The sequence below is a fragment of the Mediterraneibacter faecis genome (assembly GCF_055383675.1).
The window spans coordinates 1,571,517-1,587,770 of sequence record NZ_AP043803.1 but is presented as its reverse complement, the minus strand read 5'-3'; the positions used below and the strand labels follow the sequence as shown (position 1 = coordinate 1,587,770).

The 16,254-nt window shown below is 41.4% G+C and carries 11 protein-coding genes; 5 read left to right on the top strand and 6 right to left on the bottom strand.

The genetic code is table 11. The annotated features are described in order from the left end of the window. Positions 1-177 precede the first annotated feature (177 nt). From aroC to ACZ47Z_RS07455, 4 genes are read left to right on the top strand one after another with little or no spacing between them, the layout of a single operon-like run. Complete coding sequence (gene aroC / locus ACZ47Z_RS07470) at positions 178-1,290, top strand: chorismate synthase (protein ID WP_444317087.1); 1,113 nt, start codon at positions 178-180, stop codon at positions 1,288-1,290. Continuing rightward, positions 1,283-2,356 carry an ABC transporter ATP-binding protein gene (locus ACZ47Z_RS07465; RefSeq protein WP_464526023.1) on the top strand — a complete coding sequence of 358 codons (1,074 nt, stop codon included), beginning with the start codon at positions 1,283-1,285 and terminating at the stop codon, positions 2,354-2,356. Before aroC ends, ACZ47Z_RS07465 begins: the two co-directional genes overlap by 8 nt. Next, the gene (locus tag ACZ47Z_RS07460) at positions 2,346-3,161 is read left to right on the top strand and encodes an ABC transporter permease (RefSeq protein WP_118085259.1); all 816 of its coding nucleotides are present in this window, start codon (positions 2,346-2,348) and stop codon (positions 3,159-3,161) included. The genes ACZ47Z_RS07465 and ACZ47Z_RS07460 overlap by 11 nt, the downstream gene beginning before the upstream one ends. Beyond that, positions 3,161-5,038 (top strand): extracellular solute-binding protein, encoded by a 1,878-nt coding sequence (locus ACZ47Z_RS07455; RefSeq protein WP_015529122.1) that lies wholly within the window; start codon positions 3,161-3,163, stop codon positions 5,036-5,038. Before ACZ47Z_RS07460 ends, ACZ47Z_RS07455 begins: the two co-directional genes overlap by 1 nt. Before the next feature lie 696 nt (positions 5,039-5,734). Here the strand turns inward: ACZ47Z_RS07455 and ACZ47Z_RS07450 are convergent. The 3 genes from ACZ47Z_RS07450 to ACZ47Z_RS07440 are packed head-to-tail and all read right to left on the bottom strand — an operon-like array spanning position 5,735 to position 7,343. Continuing rightward, positions 5,735-5,974, bottom strand: a complete 240-nt coding sequence (locus tag ACZ47Z_RS07450; RefSeq protein ID WP_015529121.1) for an RDAC family protein — start codon at positions 5,972-5,974, stop codon at positions 5,735-5,737. A gap of 17 nt (positions 5,975-5,991) precedes the next feature. Then, a complete protein-coding gene (locus tag ACZ47Z_RS07445; RefSeq protein WP_054751171.1) occupies positions 5,992-6,621 on the bottom strand; it encodes a flavodoxin family protein in 630 nt (209 codons plus the stop codon). Positions 6,622-6,641: 20 nt separating this feature from the next. Beyond that, positions 6,642-7,343, bottom strand: a complete 702-nt coding sequence (locus tag ACZ47Z_RS07440; RefSeq protein WP_278414868.1) for a DNA alkylation repair protein — start codon at positions 7,341-7,343, stop codon at positions 6,642-6,644. Between the two features lie 246 nt (positions 7,344-7,589). Here ACZ47Z_RS07440 and ACZ47Z_RS07435 point away from each other — a divergent pair, with 246 nt between their 5' ends. Beyond that, entirely contained in the window at positions 7,590-8,792 is a 1,203-nt protein-coding gene (locus ACZ47Z_RS07435) for an aspartate kinase (RefSeq protein WP_015529118.1), read from the top strand. Between the two features lie 113 nt (positions 8,793-8,905). Here ACZ47Z_RS07435 and ACZ47Z_RS07430 read toward each other — a convergent pair whose 3' ends face one another. From ACZ47Z_RS07430 to ACZ47Z_RS07420, 3 genes are read right to left on the bottom strand one after another with little or no spacing between them, the layout of a single operon-like run. Next, positions 8,906-11,347, bottom strand: a complete 2,442-nt coding sequence (locus ACZ47Z_RS07430; protein ID WP_054751170.1) for a cation-translocating P-type ATPase — start codon at positions 11,345-11,347, stop codon at positions 8,906-8,908. A gap of 3 nt (positions 11,348-11,350) precedes the next feature. Beyond that, the gene (ftsH, locus tag ACZ47Z_RS07425; protein WP_055165651.1) at positions 11,351-13,207 is read right to left on the bottom strand and encodes an ATP-dependent zinc metalloprotease FtsH; all 1,857 of its coding nucleotides are present in this window, start codon (positions 13,205-13,207) and stop codon (positions 11,351-11,353) included. Between the two features lie 13 nt (positions 13,208-13,220). Then, the gene (locus tag ACZ47Z_RS07420) at positions 13,221-15,833 is read right to left on the bottom strand and encodes a cation-translocating P-type ATPase (protein ID WP_319017065.1); all 2,613 of its coding nucleotides are present in this window, start codon (positions 15,831-15,833) and stop codon (positions 13,221-13,223) included. Positions 15,834-16,254 lie beyond the last annotated feature (421 nt).

Genomic DNA, 16,254 nt, shown 5'->3' with positions numbered 1-16,254 from the left:
CGTACACCTCTTTCTTCCTATATAATTGCACTGTACCCTCAGTTATGAAACACAACAATATGTTTCGTATCTGGGGGTATGATACGAAAAAGAATGATATATGATATGCAAAAGAGCATTTTATACGCACTTTTTGTATACCTTATTGATACAAACGAAAGGAGTTTTAGATATACTATGAGCGGTTCAACATTTGGTACTTTATTTCGAGTCACTACCTGGGGCGAGTCCCACGGTCCCGGAGTTGGTGTAGTTATAGATGGATGCCCTGCCGGCATCCCTTTATCTGAACAGGATATTCAACAATTTTTAGATCGCCGCAAACCGGGACAGAGTAAATATACAACGAAGCGGAATGAATCTGACTCTGTCGAGATTCTGTCCGGAGTCTTTGAAGGAACTACAACCGGAACTCCTATTTCTCTTCTCGTGCGGAATCAGGATCAGCGTTCCAGAGATTATGGGAATATTGCGACATCTTATCGTCCGGGACACGCAGATTACTGCTTTGATCAGAAATATGGTTTCCGTGATTACCGTGGCGGTGGACGTTCTTCCGGCCGTGAGACGATCGGCCGTGTTGCTGCCGGTGCAATTGCTTCAAAATTACTTGGCGAATTAGGGATTGTGCTGACAACTTATGCAAAATCCATCGGTCCTGTCACTGTAGATGAAGCTGATTATGATTTTACTGAGATTACAAATAACAGTTTTTATCTGCCGAATAAAGATGCTGCCAAAAAGGCTGCTGAATATGTTTCTACTCTTATGGAGCAGATGGATTCCTGCGGCGGTCTAATTGAATGCCGTGTTGACCATCTTCCAGCCGGTCTCGGTGAACCGGTCTTCGATAAACTGGACGCTTTACTTGCACAGGCAATCATGTCTATCGGAGCCGTAAAAGGTGTCGAAATCGGCGATGGCTTTCAGAGTGCCTCTTCTACCGGAAGCACAAACAATGATCCTTTCTGCATGCAACAAGGAGAGGTTATGAAAACTTCGAATCATTCCGGTGGAACTTTGGGTGGCATGAGTGATGGTTCTCAATTAATCTTAAGAGCTGCGATCAAGCCAACACCTTCGATCTCTCAGATGCAGCACACTGTAACTAATTCAGGCGAAGAAATCGAACTGTCTATTCACGGACGTCATGATCCAATCATCGTACCGCGCGCAGTTGTTGTTGTGGAAGCAATGACCGCACTCACTCTCGCTGATCTGCTCTTGCGTAATGCAGTCAGCCGGATGAATCAGATAAAACAATTATATACGGAGGATAAAAATGTCTAATAAACTGATCGATATCATAGATATTACCAAATCCTATGACGAAAATGTAATTCTGGATAAATTAAATCTTTATATCCGTGAGAACGAATTTCTCACACTCCTTGGTCCTAGTGGATGTGGAAAAACAACACTATTACGTATTCTCGGTGGATTTGAGACACCGGACTCCGGTAATATTATTTTTGATGGAAAAAATATCAACAGTCTTCCGCCAAACCGTCGTCAGCTGAATACCGTATTCCAGAAATATGCCCTCTTCTCTCATATGTCCATTGCAGAAAATATTGCTTTTGGATTGAGGATCAAAGGTAAATCTAAAGGCTATATCCGCGATAAAATTCATTATGCCTTAAAGCTTGTCAATCTGGAAGGATACGGGGATCGTTCTCCTGACTCCTTAAGTGGTGGTCAGCAGCAGCGAATCGCAATCGCACGTGCGATTGTAAATGAACCAAAGGTTCTTCTTCTTGATGAACCACTTGGTGCATTGGATTTAAAACTTCGCCAGGATATGCAATATGAGCTGATCCGATTAAAAAATGAACTTGGAATTACATTTGTCTATGTAACGCACGATCAGGAAGAAGCTCTTACAATGTCTGATACGATTGTCGTTATGAATCAGGGATACATCCAGCAGATCGGCACCCCGGAAGATATTTATAACGAACCGCAAAATGCATTCGTAGCTGATTTTATCGGAGACAGCAATATTATTGCTGCAACCATGCTCGAAGACAAAGTTGTCCGTATGCTCGGTGCTGTCTGGAAATGTGTAGACGTAGGATTTGGTCATAACCGTCCGGTCGATGCTGTAATCCGTCCGGAAGATATTGATCTTGTCAAGCCTGGAGAAGGTGTTATTGACGGAATTGTAATAAACTTGATCTTTAAGGGCGTTCACTACGAGATGGAAGTTCTTGCCAACAACTATGAACTTCTCGTACATAGCACAGATATGTTCCCTGTAGGAACTGAAGTCGGAATCAAAGTAGATCCTTTTGACATCCAGATTATGAAAAAACCAGAATCTGAAGATGAGGAGGCACCTGCTGTTGAAGAATAGAAAATTACTTGCCGGACCTTATCTTTTCTGGTCCGTGTCATTTATTATTATCCCACTGCTCATGATCTTTTATTATGGTCTGACAGATAAAGAAGGGACTTTTACCTGGTCTAACATTGCAATGATGGCTTCGCCTGAGAATCTGAAAGCACTCGGACTTGCGCTGCTGCTTTCCCTGGTCAGCACACTGATCTGCCTGGTTCTTGCATATCCTCTTGCAATGATTTTATCTGAAAAAAACATGAACCAGACAAGTCTTATCGTACTGATTTTTATTCTTCCTATGTGGATGAACTTTCTTCTGCGTACACTCGCCTGGCAGACACTGCTTGAAAAAAATGGTGTGATCAACAGCATTCTTGCATTCTTCCGTCTGCCACAGCAGTCTATCATCAATACACCGGGGGCTATTGTATTAGGTATGGTATATAACTTCCTGCCTTTTATGGTGCTTCCTATTTATAATGTATTGGCAAAGATTGATAAAGATGTCATTTATGCAGCAAGAGATCTTGGAGCCAATGAATTTCAGACATTTACACAGATCATCTTTCCTTTGAGCATTCCTGGAATTATCAGTGGTATCACTATGGTCTTCGTACCTGCGCTGACGACCTTTGTTATTTCCGACCTTCTCGGTGGAAGCAAGATTCTTCTGATTGGAAACGTGATCGAGCAGGAATTCAAACAGGGAAGCAACTGGCATACCGGTTCCGGTTTATCCCTGGTGCTGATGATCTTCATCATCGCAAGTATGGCTGTGATCGCCAAATATGATAAAAACGGGGAGGGGACAGCATTTTAATGAAAACTATAGCAAAAAAGATCTATCTGGCACTGATCTGCATTATTTTGTATGCACCGATCGTGACTTTGATGGTCCTCTCCTTTAACAATACTAAAACACGTTCCAAATGGGGCGGATTCACCGGAAAATGGTATGTGTCTCTTTTCCAAAACAAAGAGATTATGAATGCATTGTACACAACACTGATCATTGCATTGCTCTCTGCACTGATTGCAACATTGATCGGTACTTGTGCCGCACTTGGCATGCAGGCAATGAATTCAAGAATGCGTACCCTCTTTATGGGAGTTACAAACATCCCTATGCTGAATGCCGATATCGTAACAGGAGTATCCCTGATGCTTCTCTTCATTGCATTCCGCTTCACACTTGGATTCAAAACAATCCTTTTGGCACATATTACATTCAACATACCTTATGTCATCTTAAGTGTAATGCCAAAATTAAAACAGACGAACCGTAGAACTTATGAAGCTGCACTGGACCTTGGAGCTTCTCCAGCCTATGCATTCTTCAAAGTAGTACTTCCAGATATTATGCCTGGAATTTTCTCCGGTTTCCTGCTTTCCTTTACAATGTCTCTGGATGACTTTGTGATCACGCATTTCACAAAAGGTCCTGGTATTGATACACTCTCAACCAAGATTTACAGTGAAGTCCGTAAAGGAATCAAGCCTGAAATGTATGCACTTTCAACCATTATGTTTGTTACAGTGCTGTTACTTTTGATCCTGATTAATATGTCACCTGCCGAAAAGAAAAAAGTAGTAAAAATAAAGCGTTTCGGAAAAGCACAAAAATTTGGAAGATTTTTCTTCCAACGTCTGGTACCTGTTGCTATGGCTGTGCTTATTATCATCGGTGGTTTTATTTATGGAAAGAACGATGTTATCTCCTCACAAGGTCAGGTAATTGTTTATAACTGGGGTGATTATATTGATCCTGATGTTATTGATATGTTTGAAGAAGAAACCGGTATTGATGTAGTATATGAAGAATTTGAGACAAACGAGATCATGTATCCAAAAATTCAGTCGGGAGCGATTGCATACGATGTCGTATGTCCATCTGATTATATGATTCAGAGAATGATTGAGAATAATCTTTTGGAAGAGATTAATTATGACAACATCCCAAATTTGAAATATATCGATCAGAAATATATGGATCTTGCCAAAGGATTTGATCCTGATAATAAATATTCTGTCCCTTATCTTTGGGGGACTGTCGGAATCCTTTATAACAAGAAAATGGTAGATGAGCCAATTGACAGCTGGGGTGTTCTGTGGGATGAAAAATATAAAGATAGCATCCTTATGCAGGACAGTGTAAGAGATGCCTTTGGTGTCGCTTTAAAATACCTGGGCTATTCATTAAATTCAACAGACTTGGATGAACTTCAGGCTGCCAAAAATCTGCTGATTGAACAGAAACCTCTTGTGCAGGCATATGTTATCGACCAGGTACGTGATAAAATGATTGGAAATGAAGCAGCTCTCGGAGTAATTTATTCCGGCGAAGCACTCTACTGCCAGCAGGAGAATCCAAATCTCGATTACGTGATTCCTAAGGAAGGTTCTAATCTTTGGATTGATTCCTGGGTTATTCCAAAAAATGCAGAGAATAAAGAACATGCAGAAGAATTCATCAACTTCCTCTGTAGACCGGATATTGCAAAAATGAATTTTGAATACATCACTTACTCCATCCCTAACTCTGCCGGGCAGGCATTGATCGAGGATGACTACATGAGAAACAGCACGATTGCATTCCCTGATATTGATCAGTTGAAAAACTGTGAGACGTTTAATTTCCTCGGAGATGAAAATGAGGCGCTGTATAACGAATTGTGGAGAGAAGTGAAGTCGAAATAAATTTGTATTTGTCTGTCTGATTCTCCATATTGAAGCAAAGGATTTGGTGGTGAATAAGGCCGCAAGAATGGTGCTATATTGCATCGGACACCGGCCCGCTCTACCTCCTCCCCTTGAAAGTATGTAACGTAAGAGCCAGAACAGTTACCGTGAGTGGTGCCTGTCTGGCTCTTACTAACATACTGAACAAGGTGTATTCGGAACGCTCCTGCCTTACATGTGTCCTCAACAATATAGCACCATCCTCGCTTCTTTATTCCAAACAGAAGTGTTTGCTTAACGGGACGAATCTGAAAGACTTCATACAAGTTTTGATTTGATGCACGTAAACGAGAAGATAGACTCAGGTTCAGTCGATAGCGTTCCTTTTTTACTTCCGTCCGGAATTCTATGTTTAAGTGTTGAATTCGTTCCACGGCAATCCCTTCTGTCCTGGATAATGTAAGTGATGTGGATACTTTATTGCTGAGGACACATTTTAAGGCAGGAGCGGTTCTGAATACACTTTGTTCTGAATGTTAGAAAAAGCCCAAACAGAAATCACTCACGATGCCTGTTTGGGCTTTTTCGTTACATTCATTCAAAGGGATGAAGAGGAGCGGGCCGGTGTCCGATGCAATAAAGTATCCATATCACGCCCTTATCCAACAAAAGTTTTTGCTCCATCACTCAGAATTCAAACATCTAAATACAAATTTATACCACAAAATTCATCTTCTGATCGTCGTACTGCACGGAAAATCCTTTTCCTTCGAGGTACTCTTCTACCACCTGATACATCTCATCATATCGTCCTTCGCAGGCACAATTACCAAGTGGTTCGATCCAGAAGGATTGCCTTCCACAAGTGTCCCTGAGATGAATTCGGAAATTCAGACCTTTATCTTTAAGAATTCCATTTAATTCTATCACATCATTAAAAGATACATAACTCATTTTAATTCTCCTCTTCTTTACCTAATAAAATGTGTTGCAATTCGTTCTTCTTTCTCCGGAAGTCCAAACTGTTCTTTACCCAAGGCAATACTCTTCATAAGAAATGTCATGTTTCTGGCGAGGACTCTCATAGTCTGCTTTCCTTCTCCATCCTGCTCTGCTTCTCCTGGTATTCTTCCATGAATACTATTCCAATACTGACTGGAAGCAACTGGCATTCCAGAAATTGTAAAGTATTTGTTTAACTCGTCAAATGTTGCTGAACATCCACCACGCCTTGCACAGACAACACTGGCTCCTACTTTCATAGTCTTATCAAATGGTGTGCTGTAGAACAGACGGTCAAGACAGGCGATCAATGTTGCATTTGCGGATGCATAATAGACTGGACTTGCGATAACCAGTCCGTCTGCTTTCTCGAATTTCAAAGCCAGTTCGTTAACTACATCATCATAAACACATTTTTGCTTGGAAGCACATCCTCCACAGGCAACACATCCACGGACAGGTTTATTTCCAACAACTACTGTCTCTACTTCTACTCCATTTTCCTGAAAAATCTTTTCCATTTCTTTTAGTCCTACACTAGTATTTCCGTTTGCTCTTGGACTTCCATTAATCATAAGTACTCTTATTATTTCTGCCATTATTTCTCCTCCTACAAACATTATTGTCTTATCTTCAAAGTTCTCAGATACTCTTTTTGTTCCGGCGTGATCCGATAGCTTTCGATTGCCTTCTGGATTGTCTTATTATGTGTCCATACGTCCATCTTCTGTTCTTCTAGAAATGGAAGAACCTGATCATACTTTTTGGCAAGTGCTGTTGCGAAATACCATGCCCTGGCCATATTTACATAATACTCTTCTGAACGGATTGCGGCAACCTTCCCCGGATATTCTAACTTAAATTCTTCTTCCAGATAATAGCGCATCAGCATATTGATTCCAAATCGGATCGTATATATATGCTCTGATTCCAGCCATCGATCTATCTTTTTGATATAAGAATTCAGATGATTCTTCACTGTTCTGACTGCCAGAAGATCACAGGTTGCCCAGTTATCTATATGGGGCAGAAAGCGCTCCAGTTCTTCTATACAGAGTTCATAATCTTTAATCTGCTCGATCAGAAGCCCATGCAGATTATTCTCTTCATAATATTGATGTGGCAGGATCTTAAGAAACTGCTTCGCCTCTTCTGTCTTCCCGAATTTCTTTGCATAAGTTCGAAGTACAGGAACTCTCACTCCTATCACTGATTCTTTCTCTACTGTTGGCATCAGTTTTGCGTGAAAATCCCGATATTTTAGATCCTGCATTGCAAAAAGGTCCTGCTGCACTTTTGGTATTACTTCTTTTGGAGTCATCTTTATTCACCTGCTTTCTGTTAATTTGCAGTATAACACACACTTTATGCCACTGCAAGTATATATAGAACAAACGTTCTTCTGTATTTTATTTCTTTTTTTTGCTATACTTATCTACGTATAAAGTTGCTGCTCACACCCACTATGAACAGTAACTAAAAATTCTCTGACTCTTTTGCTGTTACTGCTCACACTATATATTACCAGCAACACAGATTCGTCAGAGAATATAAGGGAGATAAAAATATGCTGACAGTAATGAAATTTGGCGGAAGCTCCGTGGCCGATTTGGAGCACATCCGCAACGTAGCAAACCGCTGTATCGCAAAGCAGCGCGAAGGCAGCCAGGTTGTTGTTGTCCTGTCTGCTATGGGAAAGACTACAGATAATCTGATTGCAACAGCAAAACAGATCACAGAGCAGCCTTCCCGCAGGGAATTAGATATGCTTCTCACAACCGGTGAACAGGTTTCTGTATCCTTAATGGCAATGACTCTGATTTCCATGGGCGTCAGTGCAGTGTCACTGAATGCATGGCAGGTTCCAATGCATACAACTTCAAATTATCAAAATGCACGATTCAAGAGAATTGATTCCGAGCGTATCCGTAAAGAGCTTGATGCGAACAAGATCGTCATCGTAACTGGATTCCAGGGAATCAATAAGTATGAAGATATCACAACTCTTGGCCGCGGCGGCTCTGACACAACAGCGGTTGCTCTTGCTGCTGAACTCCATGCCGATGTCTGTGAAATTTACACAGATGTAGACGGAGTATATACCGCCGATCCACGCGTTGTTCCAAACGCTCATAAAATGACGGAGATCACTTATGATGAGATGCTTGAGATGGCCTCTCTTGGTGCGAAAGTCCTTCACAGCAGATGTGTAGAAATTGCGAAAAAATACGGTGTAGAACTTCTGGTATGTTCTAGCTTAAACCACAATTCAGGAACAATTGTAAGGGAGAAAACGAAAATGGAAAAAATGTTAATCAGTGGTGTGGCAGCCGATAAAAATGTAGCCAAAATCCGTGTTGCCGGTCTCGGGAACGAGCCTAGTAGCACATTCCGTCTTTTAAATCTTTTAGATAAGAATAAACTGAACATTGACGTCATGATCCAGTCTCTTGGTAAAGACGGTACAAAATCTGTATCCTTCACTGTTGCAAAATCGGACATGCTCCGTGCTTTGGATCTGTTAAATGAAAGCAAAGACTATCTTGGCATTAAGAAACTGGATTCTGATGAAAATGTTGCCAAAGTTTCTGTCATTGGTGCCGGTATTCGTTCTCATTCAGGTGTTGCTGCAAAGATGTTCGGTGCACTCGCAAGTATTGATGTCAACACAGAGATGGTTACTACATCTGAGATTCGCATCACTGCTCTGATCGATGAAGCCTATGCAGATCTTGCAGTACGTAAACTGCATGAAACTTTCTTTGATTAAAAGTAAAGTAGAATCAAGCGACAGTAAGGATTAATAATTCCCTGCTGCCGCTTGATTTTTATCTTATTTTTGTTCTGAATAATTACATTTGTTTTCTTATTTTTCACTGCACATTATGCTTCTTCCTCTAACGGCGTTTTTCCGCGCAAACGTCTGTAATAGAATCTTCCTTTTCCAAGAAGAATCGTAAGATAACGAAGTACCGGCTCTGTTGCGATCGCAAATACAACAAAAAGCATGATACACTTTGTTGTCATTCCGCTAATCGCAAACAGCTGATTCAAATAAATACTACAGAATAATAATCCTGCGATACATCCGCCAAGAATGCCTGCACGAAGCTTATTCATCGGTGCACTGATCTTATAGAGGATCATAAATCCTACAATTGCCAGAAGCATCGTTGCTGCTGTTGAGATATCCTGCTCTCCTACTCCAAATGTCTTTCCAAAGACAACCAGTGCCCCAACCGCCAATGCATCTGTAAGTGCTGCCGGGAGTGCTTTCAGGAATACATTCGTCAGGAAATGTCCTTTAATGATATTCTTGTTCGGCTCAAGTGCAAGGAAGAACGCCGGAATGCCGATTGTAAACATACTGATCAGTGATACCTGTGATGGTTCCAGTGGATAAGTAAACATAAATACTACCGAGAAAAGACTCAGCAGGAAAGAGAATATATTCTTAACCAGGAACAGGCTCGCCGAACGCTGGATATTATTGACTACTCTTCTTCCTTCTAATACAACCTGCGGCATACAAGAGAAATCTGACTCCAGAAGTACGATTTGAGAAGCCTGTGCCGCTGCCTCGCTTCCTGATGCCATTGCAATACTGCAGTCTGCATCCTTCAAAGCAAGGACATCATTTACTCCATCTCCTGTCATAGCAACTGTTTTCCCAGCCTCTTTAAGTGCCTGAACAAACTGTCGTTTCTGGTTTGGAGTTACACGTCCAAACACTGTCTTCTCAAGAATCGCTTTCTTAATATCTTCTTCTGTCTCAAGACTTGATGCATCCACATAATTCTCAGCATTTTTAATTCCTGCTGTTTTTGCAACCTTGGAAACTGTAACCGGATTATCTCCAGAAATAACTTTCACTTCAACTCCCTGCTCTGCAAAGTACTGGAATGTTTCTTTTGCCGCCTCACGGATTGGATTCGCAAGTAAGATATAGCCCAACGGTGTTACCGGCTCTGTCAGTGCTTTTCCATCAATCTCCGCTGCATAAGTACCAAATACAAGAACACGGGCACCTGTAGATGCAAGCTCTGTGATTTTTTCCTTATGTTGCTCGTAATCATCCAGAAGTACAAATTCCGGCGCTCCAAGAACATATGTCTTATCTTCAAATGTAGCACTGCTGTACTTTGTCGCAGATGAAAATCCTGTCTTGGAAATTGCTTTTGCGCCTGAAGAATGTGTAAAATATTCTTTCATTGCAGCCATTGTGATATTATCGTTTGTCATAGCTGAAACAAAATCTCCGACCATAAGACGAAGAGATCCCATCTTTTCCGTATCGTACTGCTCCGTTGGAATAAGTTCCTGTACTTTCATCGTATTTCCTGTGATCGTACCCGTCTTATCTACACAAAGTACATCAACACGCGCAAGTGTCTCAATACATTTCATATCATGAAGCAATACTTTCTGCTGTGCAAGCCGGATTGAACTGACAGCAAGTGCAACGCTTGCAAGAAGGTAAAGTCCCTCTGGAATCATTCCGATCACAGCCGCTACCATTGACGTAATACTTGAATGGAATGATGCATTCTGGAATACCAGAGACTGTGCAACGAGTATGATTCCAATCGGAATGATTGCCACACCGACGCATTTAACCAATTTATCTAGCGAGCGGATCATCTCTGACCGCTCACCATTCTGCATTTCTTTTGCTTCCAGTGTAAGCTTTGAAATATAAGAATCTTCACCGACTTTATCAAGTCTTGCATGACATTGACCGGAAATAATAAAACTTCCTGACATCAGCTGATCTCCGGCATGTTTTGTAATCTCATCAGACTCGCCTGTCAGCAGAGATTCATTTACCTGTACTTCACCTGCACAAACCTGTGCATCCGCACATACCTGCGCGCCGGCTTTAAATATGACAATATCATCAACTACCAACTCTTCTGCATCAATCAACGATCTTTTACCATCTCGCACTACAGTCGCTTTCGGTGCATTTAGCATGGTTAGATTATCCAGCACTTTTTTGGCACGCACTTCCTGTATAATACCGATCAACGTATTTGCAATAATAACCGGAAGAAAGGTCAGATCCCGGAAGGATCCAACCAGACATAACAAAATAGCCAGAACAAGAAAGATTAAGTTAAAGTAAGTAAATACATTCTCATGTACAATCTCTTTCGTTGTCTTCGATGGAGGATCAACTGCCCTGTTTACCCAGCCATGAAGTCTGTGCTCCTGCACCTGCTGTGCTGTCAATCCGACTTTATAATCCGGATTGTAACGGGTTGTCGGTATCCGCTTCTCTATTTCTTCTTCAATCTCTGTTTTCTTGTTTCTGCTTCTTGCCATCTGTTACTTCCCTTCTGCTTCTTCCAACGTCTCCGTTCTCGTCAAAATCTGCATAAATTCTTCTCCTGTAATTGTTTCTTTCTCATACAGGTATTTTGCAAGCTCATGAAGTTTCTTCTGGTTTTTCTCCAAAAGTTCCATCGCTGTATCATATCCGTGTTTTACGGTATCTACAACCATCTGATCAATATCTGCTGCTGTCTGTGGTGAACAACTTAAACTGCTGTCTCCTCCCAGATATGGATTGTTCTGCGTCTCAAGAGCAACCATACCAAACCGGTCACTCATTCCATAACGCGTGATCATTGCTCTTGCAAGCTTTGTTGCCTGCTCGATATCATTCGATGCGCCTGTTGTAATAGAATTAAAAATCAGTTTTTCTGCGCATCTTCCTCCGGTCAGTGTCGCGATCTTGTTGATCAGCTCTTCCTGTGTCATCAGATTCCGTTCTTCTGATTCAACCTGCATTGTATATCCCAAGGCACCTGATGTACGCGGAATGATCGTGATCTTTGTAACCGGTGCCGAATTCGTCTGTAATGCTGCTACCAACGCATGACCGATTTCATGATAAGAAACAATTAATTTTTCCTTGGAAGAAAGTACCTGATTCTTCTTCTGATATCCGGCGATAACAGTTTCAATACTTTCTTCAAGATCTGCCTGCGTTACATATTTACGATTCTCTCTGACTGCGCGTAGTGCCGCTTCATTTACCATATTTGCAAGCTCTGCTCCTGATGCTCCTGATGCAGCTCTTGCGATTGCATTAAAGTCAATGTCATCTCCAAGTCTTACTTTCTTCGCGTGAACTTTCAGAATCTCTTCACGCCCTTTAAGATCCGGAAGTTCCACCGGAATACGGCGGTCAAATCTTCCCGGACGGAGAAGTGCCGGATCAAGGCTGTCCGGTCGGTTCGTCGCAGCAAGGATCACAACACCCTTAGATGCATCGAATCCATCCATCTCTGTCAGCAACTGGTTCAATGTCTGCTCACGCTCATCATTTCCACCATATCCTGCATTATCTCTCTTTTTACCGATTGTATCAATCTCATCAATAAATACAATACAAGGTGCTTTTTCATTCGCCTGTTTGAAAAGATCACGTACTTTAGAAGCTCCCATGCCAACAAACATCTCTACAAATTCTGAACCAGAGATTGAGAAAAATGGTACATTTGCCTCTCCTGCAACTGCTTTTGCAAGCAAAGTTTTACCGGTTCCCGGAGGTCCTACAAGAAGTGCTCCTTTCGGACATACTGCACCGATCTCCGTATATTTCTGCGGGTTATGAAGAAAATCCACAATCTCTGTCAGCAGTTCCTTCGCTTCATCTTCTCCGGCTACATCCTGGAAAGTGATTCCTGTTGTAGATTCCACATAAATCTTCGCATTGCTCTTTCCGAACTGCATGAACGGATTTCCTGCTGCACCTCCACCCATCTTGGCCATCATCTTCTTTGCAAGCCACTGTCCTAATGCCCAGAAGATCAAAAGTGGTAAAATCCATACAAGGAAAAAGCTAAGAAGCGGATTCATCTCCTGCTGTGCGACTCTTCCGAATTCACATCCCGCATCTTCCAGACGATTTACCAGGTTTGGATCATCAAACGTTGTTGTCTCATAATATTTCGGTTCCTCGCTATTATCTGTAAAATAAATAGTGTCTCCATTCAACTCTACTTTTGATACTTCTTTTCCCTCGACCATAGTAAGAAAGGTTCCATAATCGACTTCTTTCACCTTATTCTTTCCTAGAATATTCGGAAAAAGAAATGTGTTAAGAAGCACGAGAATAATCAAAGCAATCAAATAGTAAAAGATTAATGGCTTCTTTGGTTTCTCAACTTTCTTCATACTGTTGTTCCTCCTATTTTCTAAATTTTGCACGAACTGCCTTTATCATCTGTATAATCGGAAGATTCAATGCTGCAAGACCATACACAGTAAGTAACTGCGATAATGTCAGTGTCTGCACTTTAAAGATGTTATGCAGTCCAGGAACAGTCACAACAAGCGTGATCAGAATCATTCCAATTACAAAAGCACCGATCAGGTAAATGTTATTAAAGACTCTTTTTGTAAATACAACCGGACGATTTGATTTACAGTTAAACCCATGGAACAATCTTGAACAGCAAAGTGTTGCAAATGCCATTGTACTTGCAAGTAGTGCATTACCGTCTTTGTATCCAATTGTAAATGCAATCATGACCATGGTACAGATTGATAATCCTTCCAGTCCGATATTGATCAAAAAGTCTTTCGTTAAAATGGATTCATTTATCGGTCGTGGCTTTTCTTTCATCACATTTTTCGAATGTGGTTCCAATCCAAGAGCAATTGCCGGAAGACTGTCTGTCAGCAGATTAATGAACAACAGATGAACCGGTGCGAACGGTACCGGAAGTGCCATCAGTGAAGCATAAAGCACTGCCAGGATTGCTCCAAAATTTCCCGAAAGCAGAAACTGAATGGATGCTTTAATATTGCGATATATATTTCTTCCATTCTCTACTGCTTTAATAATAGTCGCAAAATTGTCATCTGTCAAAACCATTGCTGCAGCGTCTTTTGACACTTCGCTTCCGGTAATTCCCATCGCCACTCCTATGTCTGCCTGTTTCAGTGCCGGAGCGTCATTCACACCATCTCCTGTCATGGATACAATGTTTCCTTTTTCCTGCCATGCACGCACAATACGGATCTTGTGTTCAGGAGAAACTCTGGCGTAAACAGAAATCCCTTCCACAAAGTCTTTCAGTTCTTCATCGGACATTTTGTCAATCTCTGCACCCTCACAGGCTTCGGATTCATTTTCAAGAATTCCAATTCTCTTTGCAATGGCAGCAGCTGTCACCTTATGATCTCCTGTAATCATAATCGGACGGATTCCTGCACATTTACACTCTTCTACAGCAGCTTTTGACTCTTCTCTCGGCGGATCCATCATTGCGATCAGCCCCAGGAATATCAGATGATCTTCATCCTCCAGCGTAAGTTCCGTCTCATCTGATACTTCTTTATAAGCAAATGCAAGAACTCGTAATCCCTCTCTTGAGTATTTCTGATTCTGCTCTTCGATTACTCTTCTTGTCTCTTCTGTGATCTCATGAGTCTCCCCGTTCATCTCAACCCAGTCTGTCCGGTTCAAAAGAACATCAACTGCTCCTTTGACAATCATCGTTGGCACTCCGTTTAATGAATGCTTTGTTGCCATCATCTTACGGTCGCTATCGAATGGATTCTCACTTTCTCTTGGATACTTTACTCTGACTTCTTCCGGGTCAAGACCAAGACTGCTTCCTAAATTAATCAGTGCTGTCTCTGTCGGGTCTCCGATCTCTACACCATCAATATTCGTAGAGTCATTACAAAGAATACTGCTGATAAGGAGTCTGCTCTGAGACGGATCCCGGAGATCGATCTTGTCTGCGGAAATGCTCTGGCCATCTACATAATAATGCTCTACTGTCATCTTATTCTGTGTCAGGGTTCCTGTTTTATCTGAACAGATAATGGATACACTTCCCAGTCCTTCTACTGCCTGTAGTTTTCGAACAATTGCATGCTCTTTCGCCATTTTCTGCGTTCCAAAAGAAAGAACAATCGTAACGATTGAACTTAACGCCTCCGGAATTGCTGCAACGGCAAGAGCAACTGCAAAAAGAAATGCATTTCCAATATTCTCACCACGGAAAACACTGATTCCAAACAAAATCGCACAGAATACAAGAATTAAAATGGATAATTTCTGTCCAAACTGATCCAGGTTCACCTGCAATGGAGTCTTCTTCTCAGATGTCGTCTTCAGAAGACTTGCAATTTTACCAACTTCTGTATTCATTCCAATCTCTGTAACTACAAAAGAACCTCTTCCATACGTGAGAAAGCTTCCGGAATATACCATATTAATACGGTCTCCAAGAGGAACTTCGTCCTGTTCAATCACATCTGTCGTCTTCTCGACACCAAGACTCTCTCCCGTCAATGCACTTTCGTCAACCTTCATGCTTGCACATTCCAGAATACGTCCATCTGCAGGAATATAGTCTCCCGCCTCTAACATAATAATGTCTCCAACAGTAACTTCTGAAGACGGAATCGGGACAACCACTCCATCACGAAGAACTTTTGCTTCCGGACCGGATAATTTCTTCAGACTTGCCAGAGATGACTCTGCCTTTACCGTCTGCACAGTTCCCAGAATTGCATTCATTGTGATCACGATAACAATAACAGCTGCGCTCTCAATATCTCCCATAAATCCTGATGCGATCGCTGCTATAATAAGGATGATCACCAGAAAATCCTTATATTGCTCCAAAAAAATCTGAAATGTTGTCTTCTTTTTTCCTTCAGTCAGTTCATTCGGGCCGTATTTCCTTTGATTTTCACTGATCTGTTCTTTTGTTAATGGTTCTTCCGAGCCATTCACTTCTCTTAAAACTTCTTCTCCCGATAATTGATAATATGCTTTCACTGCCATTCCTCCTAACTGGTTATTGTTCACTCTTCTTTTGTGACCCATAATCCTGATTAATCTGCAGTGCGAATAAAAAAAGAGACAATTATTGCACCGCTTCTTACATGCAATAAAAGTCTCACTATTTCATCACGATCCGGATGGACTTCTTCCATCGTATTGACGGATCGCAAACGCTACTCAAAGCGCCAGTTACTCCCTTTTACTAAAATAAACTATACTCATTTTTCCTGATAATGTCAATAAACTTTATTTTCTTTTTAGGAAATATTTTCAGGATTTTAACACTAAAAGATCGCGGAGCGTTTTTTGCATATTAGGAAAGCACTTTCCTAATATATAAAAAGAATACCTTACAGACATTCTATCCATAAGGTATCCTTTCTATTCTATCAATCGATCAATGAAAATCTCAATC